Annotated in this window: 13 protein-coding genes, 9 tRNA genes, 3 rRNA genes and 3 pseudogenes; all 28 read left to right on the top strand. The window is 47.0% G+C overall.

What is annotated here, in order from left to right; genetic code table 11:
* Positions 1-106: 106 nt before the first annotated feature.
* Entirely contained in the window at positions 107-886 is a 780-nt protein-coding gene (locus M5V91_RS22025) for a type III pantothenate kinase (RefSeq protein WP_026041723.1), read from the top strand.
* Between the two features lie 217 nt (positions 887-1,103).
* Positions 1,104-1,982, top strand: a complete 879-nt coding sequence (gene hslO, locus M5V91_RS22020) for an Hsp33 family molecular chaperone HslO (RefSeq protein WP_009336636.1) — start codon at positions 1,104-1,106, stop codon at positions 1,980-1,982.
* A 209-nt stretch (positions 1,983-2,191) separates the two neighbouring features.
* Positions 2,192-2,338 carry a hypothetical protein gene (locus M5V91_RS30655; RefSeq protein ID WP_369425908.1) on the top strand — a complete coding sequence of 49 codons (147 nt, stop codon included), beginning with the start codon at positions 2,192-2,194 and terminating at the stop codon, positions 2,336-2,338.
* 5 nt (positions 2,339-2,343) lie between these two features.
* Positions 2,344-2,901 (top strand): peptidyl-prolyl cis-trans isomerase, encoded by a 558-nt coding sequence (locus M5V91_RS30650; RefSeq protein WP_369425907.1) that lies wholly within the window; start codon positions 2,344-2,346, stop codon positions 2,899-2,901.
* Positions 2,811-3,056 carry a peptidylprolyl isomerase gene (locus M5V91_RS30645; protein WP_369425997.1) on the top strand — a complete coding sequence of 82 codons (246 nt, stop codon included), beginning with the start codon at positions 2,811-2,813 and terminating at the stop codon, positions 3,054-3,056. Before M5V91_RS30650 ends, M5V91_RS30645 begins: the two co-directional genes overlap by 91 nt.
* 194 nt (positions 3,057-3,250) lie before the next feature.
* Positions 3,251-4,180 (top strand): cysteine synthase A, encoded by a 930-nt coding sequence (cysK, locus tag M5V91_RS22010; RefSeq protein WP_009336634.1) that lies wholly within the window; start codon positions 3,251-3,253, stop codon positions 4,178-4,180.
* A 435-nt stretch (positions 4,181-4,615) separates the two neighbouring features.
* Positions 4,616-6,030, top strand: a pseudogene (pabB, locus tag M5V91_RS22005) (aminodeoxychorismate synthase, component I).
* Entirely contained in the window at positions 6,027-6,620 is a 594-nt protein-coding gene (gene pabA, locus M5V91_RS22000) for an aminodeoxychorismate/anthranilate synthase component II (RefSeq protein ID WP_009336632.1), read from the top strand. Before pabB ends, pabA begins: the two are co-directional and overlap by 4 nt.
* Positions 6,621-6,622: 2 nt before the next feature.
* Complete coding sequence (gene pabC, locus M5V91_RS21995; protein WP_251175674.1) at positions 6,623-7,480, top strand: aminodeoxychorismate lyase; 858 nt, start codon at positions 6,623-6,625, stop codon at positions 7,478-7,480.
* 11 nt (positions 7,481-7,491) lie between these two features.
* On the top strand, positions 7,492-8,328 hold the full coding sequence (gene folP / locus M5V91_RS21990; RefSeq protein ID WP_009336630.1) for a dihydropteroate synthase: 837 nt from the start codon (positions 7,492-7,494) through the stop codon (positions 8,326-8,328).
* A pseudogene (gene folB, locus M5V91_RS21985) lies at positions 8,321-8,682 on the top strand (dihydroneopterin aldolase). Before folP ends, folB begins: the two are co-directional and overlap by 8 nt.
* Complete coding sequence (folK, locus tag M5V91_RS21980) at positions 8,679-9,206, top strand: 2-amino-4-hydroxy-6-hydroxymethyldihydropteridine diphosphokinase (RefSeq protein WP_009336628.1); 528 nt, start codon at positions 8,679-8,681, stop codon at positions 9,204-9,206. Before folB ends, folK begins: the two are co-directional and overlap by 4 nt.
* A complete protein-coding gene (locus tag M5V91_RS21975; RefSeq protein ID WP_009336627.1) occupies positions 9,158-9,373 on the top strand; it encodes a helix-turn-helix domain-containing protein in 216 nt (71 codons plus the stop codon). Before folK ends, M5V91_RS21975 begins: the two co-directional genes overlap by 49 nt.
* A 36-nt stretch (positions 9,374-9,409) precedes the next feature.
* Positions 9,410-10,411, top strand: a complete 1,002-nt coding sequence (gene dusB, locus M5V91_RS21970) for a tRNA dihydrouridine synthase DusB (protein ID WP_009336626.1) — start codon at positions 9,410-9,412, stop codon at positions 10,409-10,411.
* 201 nt (positions 10,412-10,612) lie between these two features.
* A pseudogene (gene lysS / locus M5V91_RS21965) lies at positions 10,613-12,110 on the top strand (lysine--tRNA ligase).
* Between the two features lie 384 nt (positions 12,111-12,494).
* Positions 12,495-14,044, top strand: a 16S ribosomal RNA gene (locus M5V91_RS21960).
* 180 nt (positions 14,045-14,224) lie between these two features.
* Entirely contained in the window at positions 14,225-14,356 is a 132-nt protein-coding gene (locus tag M5V91_RS21955) for a hypothetical protein (RefSeq protein ID WP_258760818.1), read from the top strand.
* Positions 14,351-17,285, top strand: a 23S ribosomal RNA gene (locus M5V91_RS21950). Before M5V91_RS21955 ends, M5V91_RS21950 begins: the two co-directional genes overlap by 6 nt.
* A 203-nt stretch (positions 17,286-17,488) precedes the next feature.
* Positions 17,489-17,605: ribosomal RNA gene (rrf, locus tag M5V91_RS21945) — 5S ribosomal RNA — on the top strand.
* Together the 16S, 23S and 5S rRNA genes with 9 tRNA genes alongside form the textbook arrangement of a ribosomal RNA operon.
* Positions 17,606-17,614: 9 nt before the next feature.
* A tRNA-Val gene (locus tag M5V91_RS21940) sits at positions 17,615-17,690 on the top strand.
* An 8-nt stretch (positions 17,691-17,698) separates the two neighbouring features.
* A tRNA-Thr gene (locus M5V91_RS21935) sits at positions 17,699-17,774 on the top strand.
* A gap of 143 nt (positions 17,775-17,917) precedes the next feature.
* Positions 17,918-17,993 (top strand) — tRNA-Lys (locus tag M5V91_RS21930).
* A gap of 15 nt (positions 17,994-18,008) precedes the next feature.
* Positions 18,009-18,093 (top strand) — tRNA-Leu (locus M5V91_RS21925).
* Positions 18,094-18,101: 8 nt separating this feature from the next.
* Positions 18,102-18,176 (top strand) — tRNA-Gly (locus M5V91_RS21920).
* 7 nt (positions 18,177-18,183) lie between these two features.
* Positions 18,184-18,272, top strand: a tRNA-Leu gene (locus M5V91_RS21915).
* A 15-nt stretch (positions 18,273-18,287) separates the two neighbouring features.
* Positions 18,288-18,364: transfer RNA gene (locus tag M5V91_RS21910), tRNA-Arg, on the top strand.
* Positions 18,365-18,369: 5 nt separating this feature from the next.
* A tRNA-Pro gene (locus M5V91_RS21905) sits at positions 18,370-18,446 on the top strand.
* Positions 18,447-18,454: 8 nt separating this feature from the next.
* Positions 18,455-18,530: transfer RNA gene (locus M5V91_RS21900), tRNA-Ala, on the top strand.
* Positions 18,531-18,589 lie beyond the last annotated feature (59 nt).

Genomic DNA, 18,589 nt, shown 5'->3' with positions numbered 1-18,589 from the left:
CATTTTTCCCCGCGAAAAGCAAGTGCCCCGTGCTGAATTCAACGGGCAAAATATAAGTAACAACAATTTATGATAAAAAGTCAATAATCATAAAGTGGTGAGAATGTTGATCTTTGTTTTCGACGTAGGAAATACGAATATCGTTCTGGGTGTCTATGATCAAGATGAATTAAAGCATCATTGGCGAATTGAAACCAACCGGAATAAAACAGAAGATGAATACGGAATGATTGTGAAGTCTCTGTTTGAGCATGTGAATCTTTCCTTTTCAGATATAGATGGCATTATCATTTCCTCTGTAGTGCCTCCAATCATGTTTTCGCTTGAAAGAATGTGCCAGAAATACTTCCATGTTAAGCCCCTTGTCGTGGGTCCTGGAATCAAAACAGGCTTAAACATCAAATATGAAAATCCGAGAGAAGTAGGTGCAGACCGCATCGTCAATGCAATAGCAGCCATTCATGAATATGGAAGCCCGTTAGTCATTGTCGATTTTGGAACAGCCACTACCTATTGCTATATCAATGAAAATAAGCAATATATGGGTGGCGCAATTGCCCCGGGAATTGGAATCTCGACCGAGGCTCTTTACTCACGTGCCGCCAAGCTTCCAAGAATAGAAATTGCCCGTCCTGATCATATTGTCGGGAAGAATACTGTATCTGCCATGCAGGCTGGGATTTTATACGGTTATGTTGGCCAGGTTGAAGGTATAGTAAAAAGAATGAAAGATCAGGCATCGCAAAAACCTACTGTCATTGCCACTGGGGGTCTCGCAGGTTTAATTGCGCAGGAATCGGATATCATTGATGTCGTGGATCCATTTTTAACTTTAAAGGGTTTGCAGATTATTTATAAACGAAATATGGAAACCATAAAAAAATAGGACGTAGCTTAAAAAGCCGCTGACATTATAAGCGGTTTTCTGGAAGATAAGTAAATGTAAACTTTTTGAACTCGAAAATTGTCTAGCTCCAGCGCCTACCCCCTCTAGGTCACTAGCCAATCCTCCCCAAAGGCTAAGAACGTCTTTCGGCGAGGCTCGGCTTGTGCTTGTCGGGGGTGGGCAAGGCGCTTCCGCTTTTCGTAGAAAGGAGAAAAAAATGAGCGATTATTTAGTAAAAGCACTTGCATATGATGGACAAGTCCGTGCCTATGCATCTCGCACTACCGAAACAGTTGGAGAGGGCCAGCGCAGGCATTATACATGGCCAACCGCTTCAGCCGCATTAGGAAGATCCATGACGGCGGGCGTCATGATGGGCGCCATGCTGAAGGGCGATAACAAGCTGACTATCAAAATCGAAGGCGGCGGCCCAATTGGCGCCATCCTTGTAGACAGCAATGCTAAGGGAGAGGTGCGCGGCTATGTAACAAACCCGCAGACGCACTTCGATCTTAATGAGCAGGGCAAGCTTGACGTGCGCCGCGCGGTCGGCACTGAAGGGACGCTGACTGTCGTGAAGGATATTGGAATGAGAGAGCACTTCACAGGACAGGTTCCGCTGATTTCTGGAGAACTTGGAGATGATTTCACATATTACTTTGTTACTTCTGAACAAGTGCCTTCTTCCGTCGGAGTGGGTGTTCTTGTTAATCCTGACAATTCCATTCTTGCTGCTGGGGGATTCATTCTGCAGCTTATGCCGGGAACTGATGAAGAGACGATTACATTAATTGAGAACAGACTGAAAGAAATTCCGCCTGTATCCAAATTAATTCAGCAGGGATTAACGCCTGAAGAGCTACTGGAAACAATCCTTGGCAAAGACAATGTGAAGTTCCTTGAAAAGCTTCCTGTCTCCTTTACTTGTACATGTTCAAAAGAGCGTTTTGCCAATGCGATTATAAGTCTGGGTGAAGAGGAAATTCAGCAGATGATCGATGAAGATGGCCAGGCAGAAGCATCCTGCCATTTCTGCAACGAGAAATACCACTACACTAAAGAAGAACTCGAAGAATTAAAGAACGAAGTAAAGTAATAATTGAAATTGCTAAAGCGTCTGTCTGCCTGCATCTTTTAGGCTCCTGAAAGTAAGGCCGCTGAGGTTCGGATAGCGCGGCTCTTGGGCTAATTGTATTATTAAAATTCATATCTTTGAACTTCGAGAATTGTCTAGCTCCAGCGCCTGCCCCCTCGAGGTGTCGGGTGATGTGCAAGGCGCTTGCGCTTTTCTTAGGGGAGGAGCACTTGGAAAAGAGACAGCTTTTTATGATTATTGCCGGTTTGGTGCTGCTGAACCTAATCACATTGGCCTTTTTGCTATTTAAAGGCGATGGCAGCGGGGAAGCAGTAGCAAAAGTCGGGGAGATAAAATCACTCGCCAGGAATGGATGAGTGAGATGGAAACAAAATACGGAAAAAGCACATTAAGTGAATTAATTGATCAGAAGGTCATTGAAGAAGCAGGGGAAAAATACGGGGTGAAGGTCTCTGAAAAGGCTGTAGATCTTGAACTGAAAATGGTCAAGACCATGTACGGCGGCAATTTCACCGATGAGATGAGCGAAGACAAGTGGCGCAGGCAAATCAAAAATAACCTTATTCTTGAAGAACTGCTGACTGCCGATGTCTCCGTCTCTGAAGAAGAAATGAAAAGCTACTATGAGCAAAACAGCAGTCAGTTCCAAGTTCCGGACACTTATCACATCTCTCAGATTATCGTTAAAACAAAAGAAGAAGCGGAACAGACATTGAAGGAGCTGGATGAAGGCTCGAGCTTCTCTGTGCTTGCGATGGAACGGTCGATCGATGAATTTACCGCCAGCCTGGGGGGAATGCAGGGTATGTCAGTGAAGATGATGAACATATACCGGCAGAAGTCTTTGAACAGGTTAAAACCCTTAAGCCCGGCAAGTGGACCAAGCCGATTAAAACGGAAAATGGATATGCCGTTGTAATGCTCCATGAGCATTTAAAGGGAGAAAATTATTCCTTTAAAGAAGTGAAGAGCATGATTCGCCGCCAGATCGCTCTTGAGCAGATGGATGTTCCTGTCTCTGCAAAGCCCTTTTGGAAAGAAGCAGAGGTCGAGTGGTTTTACGGTGAGCAGTAAATAAAAAGCACGGAGTGATTTCCGTGTTTTTTTCTGTATACATTGAGTATCATGTATAAAAGTGGGTAGTTTAAATATAATGACAAAAGTATGAATTTTCTTTTAAATAGCAATCAAATTCATTGACATTCCCATTGGGAATTGGTAAATTTGTATTAAACCAATAAAAATAGTCGGAAATGAGGAGTGGGGAAATGGTACGTGTAGCAAATTCGATTGCAGACCTTGTTGGCCAGACGCCAATTGTGAAACTAAACCGTTTAGTTGATGATAATAGTGCAGATGTTTATCTGAAATTGGAGTACATGAATCCTGGAAGCAGCGTAAAAGACCGTATTGCCCTGGCAATGATCACTGCCGCAGAGAAAGATGGAAGCCTTAAACCAGGTGATACCATTATTGAACCGACAAGTGGAAATACAGGAATCGGATTAGCGATGATTGCAGCAGCAAAAGGCTATAAAGCGGTTCTTGTCATGCCGGAGACGATGAGTATGGAGCGCCGAAATTTACTTCGTGCTTACGGGGCCGACCTTGTACTCACACCTGGACCGGAAGGAATGGGCGGTGCGATCCGCAAGGCGCAGGAACTGGCAAAGGAAAATGGCTATTTCGTGCCTCAGCAGTTTGAAAACCCTGCGAACCCTGAAATTCACCGTTTAACAACAGGACCTGAAATTACAGAGCAGATGGGCGACCAGCTTGATGCATTCATATCCGGAATCGGTACAGGCGGAACGATTACAGGTGCCGGCCAAGTGCTTAAAGAAAAATATAAAAACATCAAAATTTACGCAGTTGAACCAACCGATTCTCCTGTACTATCAGGCGGAAAGCCGGGTCCTCATAAAATCCAGGGCATTGGAGCAGGATTTGTACCGGATACCCTGGATACAAAGATTTATGATGAAGTGATTCAAATTACAAACGATGAGGCATTTGAATATGCCCGCCGCGCGGCCAAGGAAGAAGGAATCCTAGGAGGCATTTCCTCTGGTGCGGCGATCAGTGCGGCCCTAAAAGTTGCCAAAGAGCTTGGAAAAGGGAAAAAAGTTCTGGCGATTATCCCAAGTAACGGCGAGCGTTATTTAAGTACTCCTTTATACCAATTTGAAGCTGAATAATGATATGACAGCGGTCTCCAATGACCGCTGTTTTTTTGTATGGGGCGACTGCAAAATTGAACGATGTAAATAACTCTGTGGAAGAGTGTCTGCATCTAGCTCCAGCGCCTACCCCCTCGAGGTCACAAGCTTGTCTAGTTTCGGCTCCTGGGGACTCTCAGGTCTAAACCATTTCCTTTCAGAAAAAAGAACCTTCTTACAGGAATCGTCTTATGCCTGAGGCCCGCAGGACAAGGAAGGCTTCGTCAGCATAAACATCGACAGCTTTTTGGAGGATGCGGGTTATGCAGACGTTGCCACAGGACGTGGGCGTTCTTAGTCTGCCATCTTTCGCGGGCAAGGCGCTTCCGCTTTTGTTTCGTATAATAAAAATTATGAAAGCATGCCCTACATCATGTATGATGAAAAAAGAGAAATATATAGGGGTGACAATCATTGAAGCAGCTTCACATCCATGCCAAAAAAATACCTTATACATATAATCGGTTTTTCCGCCAATACCGCTCGCTGTCGGAGGGATTGGCGCATCATGTTCTGCTCGAAAGCGGACGTGGCGGCAGGTACAGTATCGCAGCCTTTGAGCCGGAAGCTATTTTAACAGGCAAAAATTCAGAACTTGAAATTTTGAGAGACGGCGAAAAACAGGTGCTGGAAGGCAACCCCCTTCATTTGATGCAGGAATGGCTTAATCAATATAAAGCAGATAAGCTCGATGAACTTCCTGACTTTCAGGGAGGAGCAATAGGGTTTATCAGCTATGATTACGCGCGTTATATCGAAAAGCTTCCAAATGAGGCTCAAGATGATCTGCAGATACCTGATATTCATTTTTTTATTTATAAAGAATGCTTTGTCTTTGACCATGAAACCAAAGAGCTCTGGCTGATTTTCTTATACGAAAAAGGGGAAGAGCACTCGATTGGGGAATGGGCAGAGAATTGGGAGCAGAGATGGAAGAATGAAAGTGAGGAGCCTTCTGCGAAAGCGGAATACAATCAGGCTGAAAATACACTGGGTGTATCCATGAATGAAGAAGAATTCATGGCTGCCGTCAGGAGTATTCAGGAGTATATTTCACAGGGAGATGTCTTTCAGGTAAATCTCTCGGTACGCCAAAGCCGCCCAATTCATATTCAGGCAATGGAGGTATACGAGCAGCTGAGAGTGTTAAACCCTTCTCCGTACATGGGGTATTTTCACACTCCGGGATACCAGCTTGTAAGCGGATCCCCGGAACTGCTGATTAAGAAAAAGGAAACACCGTCAGCACGCGGCCGATTGCCGGGACAAGATCCCGCGGGAAGGACCATGAGGAGGACCTCAAACTCGCCAGTGAACTGATTGAAAATGAGAAAGAGCGCGCAGAGCACGTGATGCTGGTCGATCTGGAGCGAAATGACCTTGGAAGAGTCTGCAAATATGGTACCGTTACAGTGGATGAGTTCATGGTCATTGAAAAATACTCACATGTGATGCATATTGTCTCCAATGTAAAAGGAGAGCTGGCAGACGGGAAGAATGCTGTTGATATCATCGACGCTGTATTTCCGGGAGGGACCATTACAGGAGCGCCAAAGGTAAGGACCATGGAAATCATTGAAGAACTTGAACCGGTCACAAGGGGCCCATACACCGGCTCTCTTGGCTGGATCAATTTCAGCGGCGACCTGGAACTGAATATTATCATCCGGACCATGCTTGTTAAAGAAGGACAGGCCCATGTGCAGGCTGGTGCCGGCATTGTTATTGATTCCAATCCTAAAAATGAATACAAAGAGTCGCTGAAAAAAGCAATTGCTCTTTGGAAAGCAAAAGAACTTGCAGAACAGGCAAAAGGGGATCAGCTATGATTTATATGATCGATAATTACGACTCTTTTACGTATAATCTCGTACAGTATCTCGGTGAATTAGGCGAAGAGCTGGTTGTAAAAAGAAACGATGAAACCTCTATTTCTGAAATAGGCAGTTTGCAGCCGAAGTTCCTAATGATCTCTCCGGGGCCGTGCAGCCCGAATGAAGCCGGCATCAGTCTGAAAGCTATTGAAGCTTTTGCAGGCAAAATCCCTGTTTTTGGCGTTTGTCTGGGACATCAATCGATTGCTCAAGTATTCGGTGGTGATGTTGTGCAGGCCGAGCGGCTCATGCATGGAAAAACCTCCGAAATTTTTCATGATGGGAAAACAATTTTTAAGGGCTTGCCCAATCCGTTTCCTGCCACCCGCTACCATTCGCTGATTGTAAAAAAGGAGACTCTGCCAGCTTGCCTTGAGGTCTCGGCCTGGACAGCTGAAGGGGAAATTATGGCCATTCGCCATAAGGAGCTCCCTTTGGAAGGTGTCCAATTCCATCCGGAATCGATTATGACGACGGCCGGAAAGGAACTCCTTCAGAATTTTATTCAGCATTACAAAGCTTTACTGCAGACAGAGGGGATTTAACCTTGTTTATATACATGAATGGTGAAGTTATCAGAAAAGAGGAGGCCAGGGTTTCTCCTTTTGATCATGGTTTTTTATATGGTATGGGGCTGTTCGAAACATTCCGTGTCTATAATGGTCATCCCTTTTTGCTGGATGATCATCTGGAACGGCTGAATTGGAGTCTGGAAGTTCTGAATATCAATGCGAGTTATAAAAGAGAACAAGTGCTTGGAGCGCTGGAGATGCTGCTTGAAAGAAACGGTTATAAGAATGCCTATATCCGGATGAATGTGTCAGCGGGAAACGGGGAGATTGGCCTTCAGGCAGCTCCGTACACAAACCCGAATACGATTCTTTTCTGCAAACCGCTTTCTTCAAGGAATACGGGCGCAGAAAAGCAGGCAGTGCTGCTGAAGATTCCCCGCAATACACCCGAAGGGGCAGAACGCCTGAAGTCCCATCATTATTTAAATAACATTCTGGCTAAAAAAGAAGCGGGAAACGACCCTGGCATAGAAGGGTTATTTTTGACAAAGGAAGGCTTTTTGGCCGAAGGGGTCACTTCGAATCTATTCTGGATTAATGGAGGCCATTTATTTACGCCCTCGCTTGATACTGGCATACTTAACGGCATTACCCGAAGATTTGTGATGAGGCTTGCAGAGAAACTGGGGATGAATGTCCAGGAAGGCATGTATAGGCCGGAAGCTATAGTTGGGGCAGATGAAGTTTTTATAACGAACTCCATTCAGGAAATTGTACCGATTTGCATGTTTGATGGCCATCCCATGCCAGGGCTTTCCGGCAAGAAAACAAGAGAGCTCCAGATTCACTATGAATACCACTGTGAATACTTATGGAGCAGGAATGAACTGTAGGAGGATTCATAATGTCTAAAACAACAATTCAGTGTGGACCGTATACGTTGGATTACGGAAAGAAAACCATTGTAATGGGGATTTTGAATGCAACGCCAGACTCCTTCTCGGATGGAGGCAAATACAGTCATCAGGATCTGGCAGTCAAGCATGCTCTGGCAATGGTTGAAAATGGAGCGGATATTATTGATGTCGGGGGAGAATCAACCCGTCCGGGATTTGATCCGGTGCCTGAAGACGAAGAGCTGAAGCGTGTTCTTCCTGTCATTGAGGCGATATCAAAGGAAGTAGATGTTCCAATATCAATTGATACCTATAAAGCTGAAGTCGCCAGGCAGGCCATTGGAGCCGGGGCTCATATTATCAATGATGTCTGGGGTGCCAAAGCGGATCCTCAGATGGCTTCCGTCGCGGCGGAAACGGAAGCGCCGATTATCTTAATGCATAACCGCAAAGATATGGAATACACTTCATTTTTCCGTGATGTCCTGAATGATCTGTATGAAAGCATCACGCTTGTAAAGTCAGCCGGTGTTAAGGACGAGAAGATTATCCTTGACCCGGGCATCGGTTTTGCCAAAGACTTAAATTATAACCTGCAAATGATGAGAGATTTGGACAAGCTTGTTGCCGTTGGGTATCCCGTGCTGCTTGGAACATCGAAAAAGCGGATGATCGGAACCATCCTGGACCTTCCGGTAGAAGAAAGAACGGAAGGAACAGGGGCCACAGTTTGCTACGGCATCCAAAAAGGATGTCAGATGATCCGCATCCATGATGTAAAGGAAATGAGCCGAATGGCTAAAATGATGGACGCTTTAATGGGAAAAGGTGAATACAATGGATAAAATCTATGTAAACCGAATGGAGTTTTATGGCTACCACGGTGTTTTTCAGGAAGAAACGAGGCTTGGCCAGCGCTTTGCTGTGGACCTTACCGTGGAAGCAGATCTGAAAAAGCCGGGGAGACAGATAATCTTGATGACTCCATTAACTATGGCGAGCTGTATGCAGTCTGCAAAGAGGTTGTGGAAGGAAAGCCTTATAAGCTGGTTGAAGCTGTAGCAGAAAAGCTGGCGGCAGAACTTCTTTCGCGTTTTCCGCTGATTCTGCAGCTGACTGTCAAAGTAATCAAGCCTGATCCGCCCATTCCTGGCCACTATCAATCAGTTGCTGTTGAAATTACGAGAGGCAGATCATGAAGAATACCGCTTTTATTGCACTCGGCTCAAACATCGGCAGCCGGTTTGAACACTTGAAGGAAGCCATTGAGCTGATTGATCAGCTTCCGGATACCCAAGTGGTAAATACTTCATCTATTTACGAAACCGACCCGGTTGGGTATGAAGATCAAGAACAATTCTTAAATATGGCGATCCAAATTTCTACAGGATTAAATCCCTTTAAATTGCTGGATGCATGCCTTGATATAGAATTAAAACTTGGGAGAAAAAGGGAAATCCATTGGGGCCCCCGGACAATAGACCTTGACATTTTGCTGTATAATCACGAAAATATTGAAACAGAGAAGCTTATTGTTCCTCATCCTCGGATGCATGAAAGAGCATTTGTCCTTGTTCCTCTTTTAGAGGTTGATTCCAGCATCAGGCTTCCGAAGATGGAGAGGCCCTTAATTTCAATACTGGAAGATATACCTGACAGAGAGGGAGTACGGATATGGAAGCAGAAAAATGGGGAAGACGTATTCGCGCTTTTCGAAAGTTAAAAGGATTTACGCAAGAAGGATTTGCGAGAGAGCTCGGTGTATCGGTTTCGATATTAGGTGAAATTGAAAGAGGAAACCGCATGCCTGCACCGGCTTTAATTGAGCAGATTGCACTGGCGCTTAACATAACACAGGAAGAATTGGCTCCCAGGCAGGAGCACGAATAATATATACGTTTGAATGATTTAAAAGGAGGTGCAATCATGTTCAAAATTGGAGATATCGATCTGAAAAACCGTGTTGTACTGGCTCCGATGGCCGGAGTGTGCAACTCGGCTTTCCGTCTGACTGTAAAAGAATTCGGTGCCGGTCTCGTATGTGCTGAGATGGTCAGCGACAAAGGGATTGTCACTAAAAACGAAAAAACCATGAACATGCTCTATATTGATGAAAGAGAAAAGCCGCTAAGCCTGCAAATTTTCGGAGGCGAAAAAGAAACGCTTGTAGAAGCGGCGAAATTTGTAGATAAAAATACAAATGCAGATATCATCGACATTAACATGGGATGCCCTGTCCCTAAAATCACCAAATGTGATGCAGGTGCCAAGTGGCTCCTTGACCCGGATAAAATTTATGAAATGGTTTCGGTTGTAACGGACGCTGTTGAAAAGCCTGTTACTGTGAAAATGCGCATGGGCTGGGATGAAGATCACATTTATGCTGTAAGAAACGCTCAAGCTGTTGAACGCGCAGGCGGTAAAGCTGTAGCCCTTCATGGACGTACGCGTGTCCAAATGTATGAAGGGAAAGCAAACTGGGATATCATCCGCGAAGTGAAGCAGAGCATTAACATTCCGCTTATCGGAAATGGTGATGTGCAGACACCGGAGGATGCCAAGCGCATGCTGGACGAAACAGGCTGTGACGGTGTCATGATCGGGCGTGCTGCACTAGGAAACCCATGGATGATTTACCGCACAGTCAAATACCTTGAGACAGGTGAATTAATGGGTGAGCCTTCTATACGCGAGAAGATTGATGTGTGCATTCTTCACCTCGACCGCCTGATTTCATTAAAAGGTGAATTTATCGCTGTCCGTGAAATGAGAAAGCATACAGCGTGGTACCTTAAAGGTATCCGCGGCAATGCGAAAGTCCGCAATGCGGTCAACGAATGTGATACGAGAGAAGATCTTGTTACATTGCTGAACGCTTTAGTGATCGATGCAGAAGAAAAGGAAAGAAGCCAGATACAGGCAGGATAAGCTGCGTAAAGTTTGACAGGCAGTCTTTCTTTGCCTATAATACTTTTGATAAAAGGAAACTGCCAGTGCATGAACTGGCAGTTTTTATTCTATTTAAATATTTAGGATGTCTGATTTACTCACTTTGTGTAAAATAATAGAGATATACATTTTTGAAGGATCGCAGAATTGTGCGTACATAAAAAGATTTACAAAATGGAGATGATTTCAGTGAGCCAGAGTCATGAAGAATTAAATGACCAGTTAAAAGTAAGACGCGAGAAAATGAACAGCTTGCGCGAACAGGGAATGGATCCTTTCGGGAAACGTTTCGACCGTTCACACCAAAGCAAAGAATTAATAGAGCAGTACGGTGAGCTTGAAAAAGAAGAAATTGAAGAAAAGAATGTTTCTGTCACTCTGGCAGGCCGTATTATGACAAAGCGCGGAAAAGGGAAAGCTGGATTCGCTCATATACAAGATCTATCAGGACAAATTCAAATCTACATCCGCAAAGATGCAGTTGGGGAAGAGAACTATGCAATCTTCGAATCTGCCGACCTGGGAGATATCATTGGGGTCAGCGGTACGCTCTTTAAAACAAAGGTAGGCGAATTGTCTGTTAAAGCGCAGGAATTTGACCTTCTGACAAAATCCCTGCGTCCTCTTCCGGATAAGTTCCACGGTCTTAAAGACGTTGAGCAGCGTTACCGCCAGCGTTACCTGGATCTAATTATGAGTGAGGAAAGCAAACAGACTTTCATCACGAGAAGCCGCATTATCCAATCCATGCGCCGCTACCTTGACAGTCATGGCTACCTTGAAGTTGAAACACCTATGATGCATTCCATTGCAGGGGGCATCTGCACGACCATTTATCACTCATCATAATGCGCTGGATATGGAACTTTATATGCGTATCGCGATTGAGCTTCACCTGAAGCGCCTGATTGTGGGCGGCCTTGAAAAAGTGTATGAAATTGGCCGGGTATTCCGTAATGAAGGTGTATCTACACGGCACAATCCTGAATTCACTATGATTGAATTGTACGAGGCTTATGCTGACTATAGAGATATCATGAGCCTGACAGAAAACCTTATTGCCCACATTGCCCAAGAAGTTCTCGGAACAACTTCTGTGCAATACGGTGAGTATGAAGTGGATCTTAAGCCTGAATGGAAAAGGCTCCATATGGTAGATGCAATTAAGGAATATACAGGGGTAGACTTTTGGAAAGAAACAAGCAAGGAAGAAGCACAGCAGCTAGCCAAAGAACACGGTGTTGAAATCAAAGACAATATGGAGTATGGACATATTGTTAACGAATTCTTCGAGCAGAAGGTTGAAGAGAAATTAATTCAGCCTACATTCATCTATGGCCATCCTGTCGAGATTTCACCGCTTGCGAAGAAAAATGAAGAAGATCCACGCTTTACTGATCGATTTGAATTATTCATTGTAGCCCGAGAGCATGCGAATGCTTTCACTGAGCTGAATGATCCGATTGACCAGCGCGAGCGTTTTGAAGCACAGCTTAAAGAACGTGAAGAGGGCAATGATGAAGCTCATATGATGGATGACGACTTCATTGAAGCTCTTGAATACGGCATGCCGCCAACTGGAGGACTTGGCATCGGAATCGACCGCCTTGTTATGCTGCTGACAAACTCTCCTTCTATTAGGGATGTTCTGTTATTCCCGTTAATGCGCCATCGTTAAAATTAATAAAATCAGGCAGAGTACAGTACGTACTCTGTCTTTTTTTGTTTTATATAAAGGATTTGGGGACGTAAAATCTGCATAAATGATACTTTTTCCCGAGCAGAATAATGGGAATATTTTTTCTTTCTTTTTTGCGGATAAAAAAGAAAAAACATATTGCATGTTGTCCTGCAAGGTGATATATTTATATTCGTTGCTGCGAGACAGCGACTTACAAAAAAGATTTTTAAAAAAAGTTATTGACTCAGGTGATCGAATCTGATAAGATAATAAAGTCGCCTTTGAGCGGCGGATTGATCTTTGAAAACTGAACGAACAAAAACGTCAACGTTAATTCTTTAGTCTTTTTTGAAAAGACAACTTATGAGCTTAATCAACTCTTATATGGAGAGTTTGATCCTGGCTCAGGACGAACGCTGGCGGCGTGCCTAATACATGCAAGTCGAGCGGACAGATGGGAGCTTGCTCCCTGAAGTCAGCGGCGGACGGGTGAGTAACACGTGGGCAACCTGCCTGTAAGACTGGGATAACTCCGGGAAACCGGGGCTAATACCGGATAATTCTTTCCCTCACATGAGGGAAAGCTGAAAGATGGTTTCGGCTATCACTTACAGATGGACCCGCGGCGCATTAGCTAGTTGGTGAGGTAACGGCTCACCAAGGCAACGATGCGTAGCCGACCTGAGAGGGTGATCGGCCACACTGGGACTGAGACACGGCCCAGACTCCTACGGGAGGCAGCAGTAGGGAATCTTCCGCAATGGACGAAAGTCTGACGGAGCAACGCCGCGTGAGTGATGAAGGTTTTCGGATCGTAAAACTCTGTTGTTAGGGAAGAACAAGTACCGGAGTAACTGCCGGTACCTTGACGGTACCTAACCAGAAAGCCACGGCTAACTACGTGCCAGCAGCCGCGGTAATACGTAGGTGGCAAGCGTTGTCCGGAATTATTGGGCGTAAAGCGCGCGCAGGCGGTTCCTTAAGTCTGATGTGAAAGCCCCCGGCTCAACCGGGGAGGGTCATTGGAAACTGGGGAACTTGAGTGCAGAAGAGAAGAGTGGAATTCCACGTGTAGCGGTGAAATGCGTAGAGATGTGGAGGAACACCAGTGGCGAAGGCGACTCTTTGGTCTGTAACTGACGCTGAGGCGCGAAAGCGTGGGGAGCAAACAGGATTAGATACCCTGGTAGTCCACGCCGTAAACGATGAGTGCTAAGTGTTAGAGGGTTTCCGCCCTTTAGTGCTGCAGCAAACGCATTAAGCACTCCGCCTGGGGAGTACGGCCGCAAGGCTGAAACTCAAAGGAATTGACGGGGGCCCGCACAAGCGGTGGAGCATGTGGTTTAATTCGAAGCAACGCGAAGAACCTTACCAGGTCTTGACATCTCCTGACAACCCTAGAGATAGGGCGTTCCCCTTCGGGGGACAGGATGACAGGTGGTGCATGGTTGTCGTCAGCTCGTGTCGTGAGATGTTGGGTTAAGTCCCGCAACGAGCGCAACCCTTGATCTTAGTTGCCAGCATTCAGTTGGGCACTCTAAGGTGACTGCCGGTGACAAACCGGAGGAAGGTGGGGATGACGTCAAATCATCATGCCCCTTATGACCTGGGCTACACACGTGCTACAATGGATGGTACAAAGGGCTGCGAGACCGCGAGGTTAAGCGAATCCCATAAAACCATTCTCAGTTCGGATTGCAGGCTGCAACTCGCCTGCATGAAGCCGGAATCGCTAGTAATCGCGGATCAGCATGCCGCGGTGAATACGTTCCCGGGCCTTGTACACACCGCCCGTCACACCACGAGAGTTTGTAACACCCGAAGTCGGTGGGGTAACCTTTTGGAGCCAGCCGCCTAAGGTGGGACAGATGATTGGGGTGAAGTCGTAACAAGGTAGCCGTATCGGAAGGTGCGGCTGGATCACCTCCTTTCTAAGGATATTTACATGAAACGTGACGTGTTTTGTTCGTTCGGTTTTGAGAGTTCAATCTCTCAATGAAAGATTCGTTCTTTGAAAACTAGATAATGTTAATGAAGAAGCAATAACCGAGTAATCGCCATCTTAGTTTTTTCTCTTATTTTTGTTTTAAAACGAAGTAAGAGCACAAACCATGAGGGCAATGAGAAGCAAGAAGATCAAGGAAGCGACCGAACGAGCACCGGAGCGTACGAGAGTACGTGAGGAGCACAGTGACGGAGCTGACGCAGAGATTCGCCGCTTATCATTGGCCGAAGTAGGTTAAGTTAGAAAGGGCGCACGGTGAATGCCTTGGCACTAGGAGCCGATGAAGGACGGTACTAACACCGATATGCTTCGGGGAGCTGTAAGTAAGCTTTGATCCGGAGATTTCCGAATGGGGAAACCCCCTATCCGTAATGGGATAGGATCTTTACCTGAATACATAGGGTATAGAAGGCAGACCCGGGGAACTGAAACATCTAAGTACCCGGAGGAAGAGAAAGCAAACGCGATTCCCTGAGTAGCGGCGAGCGAAACGGGATTAGCCCAAACCAAGAGGCTTGCCTCTTGGGGTTGTAGGACACTCTACACGGAGTTACAAAGGAACGAGGTAAATGAACAGGTCTGGAAAGGCCGGCCAGAGAAGGTAAAAGCCCTGTAGTTGAAACTTCGTTCCCTCCAGAGTGGATCCTGAGTACGGCGGGACACGAGAAATCCCGTCGGAAGCAGGGAGGACCATCTCCCAAGGCTAAATACTCCCTAGTGACCGATAGTGAACCAGTACCGTGAGGGAAAGGTGAAAAGCACCCCGGAAGGGGAGTGAAAGAGATCCTGAAACCGTGTGCCTACAAGTAGTTAGAGCCCGTTAATGGGTGATAGCGTGCCTTTTGTAGAATGAACCGGCGAGTTACGATTACATGCGAGGTTAAGTTGATGAGACGGAGCCGCAGCGAAAGCGAGTCTGAATAGGGCGAATGAGTATGTGGTCGTAGACCCGAAACCAGGTGATCTACCCATGTCCAGGGTGAAGTCCAGGTAACACTGGATGGAGGCCCGAACCCACGCACGTTGAAAAGTGCGGGGATGAGGTGTGGGTAGCGGAGAAATTCCAATCGAACTTGGAGATAGCTGGTTCTCTCCGAAATAGCTTTAGGGCTAGCCTCATGTAGTAAGAGTCTTGGAGGTAGAGCACTGTTTGGACTAGGGGCCCCCATCGGGTTACCGAATTCAGACAAACTCCGAATGCCAAAGACTTATCCATGGGAGTCAGACTGCGAGTGATAAGATCCGTAGTCAAGAGGGAAACAGCCCAGACCACCAGCTAAGGTCCCAAAGTATACGTTAAGTGGAAAAGGATGTGGAGTTGCTTAGACAACCAGGATGTTGGCTTAGAAGCAGCCACCATTTAAAGAGTGCGTAATAGCTCACTGGTCGAGTGACTCCGCGCCGAAAATGTACCGGGGCTAAACGTGTCACCGAAGCTGTGGATTGACATCTTCCGATGTCAGTGGTAGGAGAGCGTTCTAAGGGCGTTGAAGCCAGACCGCAAGGACTGGTGGAGCGCTTAGAAGTGAGAATGCCGGTATGAGTAGCGAAAGATGGGTGAGAATCCCATCCACCGAATGCCTAAGGTTTCCTGAGGAAGGCTCGTCCGCTCAGGGTTAGTCGGGACCTAAGCCGAGGCTGAAAAGCGTAGGCGATGGACAACAGGTTGATATTCCTGTACCACCTCTTTACCGTTTGAGCAATGGGGGGACGCAGGAGGATAGGGTAAGCACGCTGCTGGATTAGCGTGTCCAAGCAGTTAGGCCGGTAACGAGGCAAATCCCGTTACCACATAGGCTGAGCTGTGACGGCGAGGGAAATTTAGTACCGAAGTTCCTGATTCCACACTGCCAAGAAAAGCCTCTAGCGAGGGAAAAGGTGCCCGTACCGCAAACCGACACAGGTAGGCGAGGAGAGAATCCTAAGGTGAGCGAGAGAACTCTCGTTAAGGAACTCGGCAAAATGACCCCGTAACTTCGGGAGAAGGGGTGCTCATTAGGGTGAATAGCCCTGATGAGCCGCAGTGAATAGGCCCAGGCGACTGTTTAGCAAAAACACAGGTCTCTGCGAAGCCGCAAGGCGAAGTATAGGGGCTGACGCCTGCCCGGTGCTGGAAGGTTAAGAGGAGAGGTTAGCGCAAGCGAAGCTTTGAATCGAAGCCCCAGTAAACGGCGGCCGTAACTATAACGGTCCTAAGGTAGCGAAATTCCTTGTCGGGTAAGTTCCGACCCGCACGAAAGGCGTAACGATCTGGGCACTGTCTCAACGAGAGACTCGGTGAAATTATAGTACCTGTGAAGATGCAGGTTACCCGCGACAGGACGGAAAGACCCCGTGGAGCTTTACTGTAGCCTGATATTGAATTTTGGTACAGCTTGTACAGGATAGGTAGGAGCCTGAGAAGCCGGAGCGCCAGCTTCGGTGGAGGCGTCGGTGGGATACTACCCTGGCTGTATTGAAATTCTAACCCGCGCCCCTTATCGGGGCGGGAGACAGTGTCAGGTGGGCAGTTTGACTGGGGCGGTCGCCTCCTAAAAAGTAACGGAGGCGCCCAAAGGTTCCCTCAGAATGGTTGGAAATCATTCGCAGAGTGTAAAGGCACAAGGGAGCTTGACTGCGAGACCTACAAGTCGAGCAGGGACGAAAGTCGGGCTTAGTGATCCGGTGGTTCCGCATGGAAGGGCCATCGCTCAACGGATAAAAGCTACCCCGGGGATAACAGGCTTATCTCCCCCAAGAGTCCACATCGACGGGGAGGTTTGGCACCTCGATGTCGGCTCATCGCATCCTGGGGCTGTAGTCGGTCCCAAGGGTTGGGCTGTTCGCCCATTAAAGCGGTACGCGAGCTGGGTTCAGAACGTCGTGAGACAGTTCGGTCCCTATCCGTCGTGGGCGCAGGAAATTTGAGAGGAGCTGTCCTTAGTACGAGAGGACCGGGATGGACGCACCGCTGGTGTACCAGTTGTCTTGCCAAAGGCATCGCTGGGTAGCTATGTGCGGAAGGGATAAGTGCTGAAAGCATCTAAGCATGAAGCCCCCTCGAGATGAGATTTCCCATAGCGTCAAGCTAGTAAGATCCCTGAAAGATGATCAGGTTGATAGGTCAGAGGTGGAAGCGTGGCGACATGTGGAGCTGACTGATACTAATCGATCGAGGACTTAACCAAAACGAAAAGCGGAGGCGACTGTTCAACTTCGAGAGACGTTGGAGAGCCGGCCATTCAAATCCTGGTTTTGGGATTTGGAGGGACGGATCGAAACGGCCGAGAAGTTAGGAGCCGAAGCTAGACAAGTCATTGGTGAATACTCGGCAAATGCTTCTTCATGCATTATCTAGTTTTGAGGGAACGAAGTTTCTTCAACCAAATAGTCCGGTGGCGATAGCGAGAAGGTCACACCCGTTCCCATACCGAACACGGAAGTTAAGCTTCTCAGCGCCGATGGTAGTTGGGGGCTGTCCCCCTGTGAGAGTAGGACGCTGCCGGGCGTATATTATGGAGGATTAGCTCAGCTGGGAGAGCATCTGCCTTACAAGCAGAGGGTCGGCGGTTCGATCCCGTCATCCTCCACCATACAACTTGCCGGTGTAGCTCAATTGGTAGAGCAACTGACTTGTAATCAGTAGGTTGGGGGTTCAAGTCCTCTCGCCGGCACCATTTCAACGAGCCATTAGCTCAGTCGGTAGAGCAGATTGCAGCATCAGTGAATTTCTTCATCTGAATAGCAATCTGTGACAAAGCGTTTAGCTTTGGAACATCTGACTGCACATAACAGGCTTTAGGAATTCTCATAAAATTATGAGCCATTAGCTCAGTCGGTAGAGCATCTGACTTTTAATCAGAGGGTCGAAGGTTCGAGTCCTTCATGGCTCACCATTTTAATTTCATATTGCGGGTGTGGCGGAATTGGCAGACGCACCAGACTTAGGATCTGGCGCCGCAAGGCGTGGGGGTTCGACTCCCTTCACCCGCACCATTCTTTAAGCGGAAGTAGTTCAGTGGTAGAACATCACCTTGCCAAGGTGGGGGTCGCGGGTTCGAATCCCGTCTTCCGCTCCATTTTTATGCCGGGGTGGCGGAACTGGCAGACGCACAGGACTTAAAATCCTGCGGTAGGTGACTACCGTACCGGTTCGATTCCGGTCCTCGGCACCATTTTAATTTTATATTGCGCCCGTAGCTCAATTGGATAGAGCGTTTGACTACGGATCAAAAGGTTAGGGGTTCGACTCCTCTCGGGCGCGCCATATTACGGGGAGTAGCTCAGCTTGGTAGAGCACTTGGTTTGGGACCAAGGGGTCGCAGGTTCGAATCCTGTCTTCCCGACCATTAATATTGGGGCCTTAGCTCAGCTGGGAGAGCGCCTGCTTTGCACGCAGGAGGTCAGCGGTTCGATCCCGCTAGGCTCCACCAAAAAAACTTTCAAAAAAGTTATTGACTCAGGTGTTTAAACCTGATAAGATAATAAAGTC

This window comes from Cytobacillus pseudoceanisediminis, from assembly GCF_023516215.1.
Taxonomy (GTDB): domain Bacteria; phylum Bacillota; class Bacilli; order Bacillales; family Cytobacillaceae; genus Cytobacillus; species Cytobacillus pseudoceanisediminis.
This window is presented reverse-complemented; position numbering and strand designations above follow the sequence as displayed.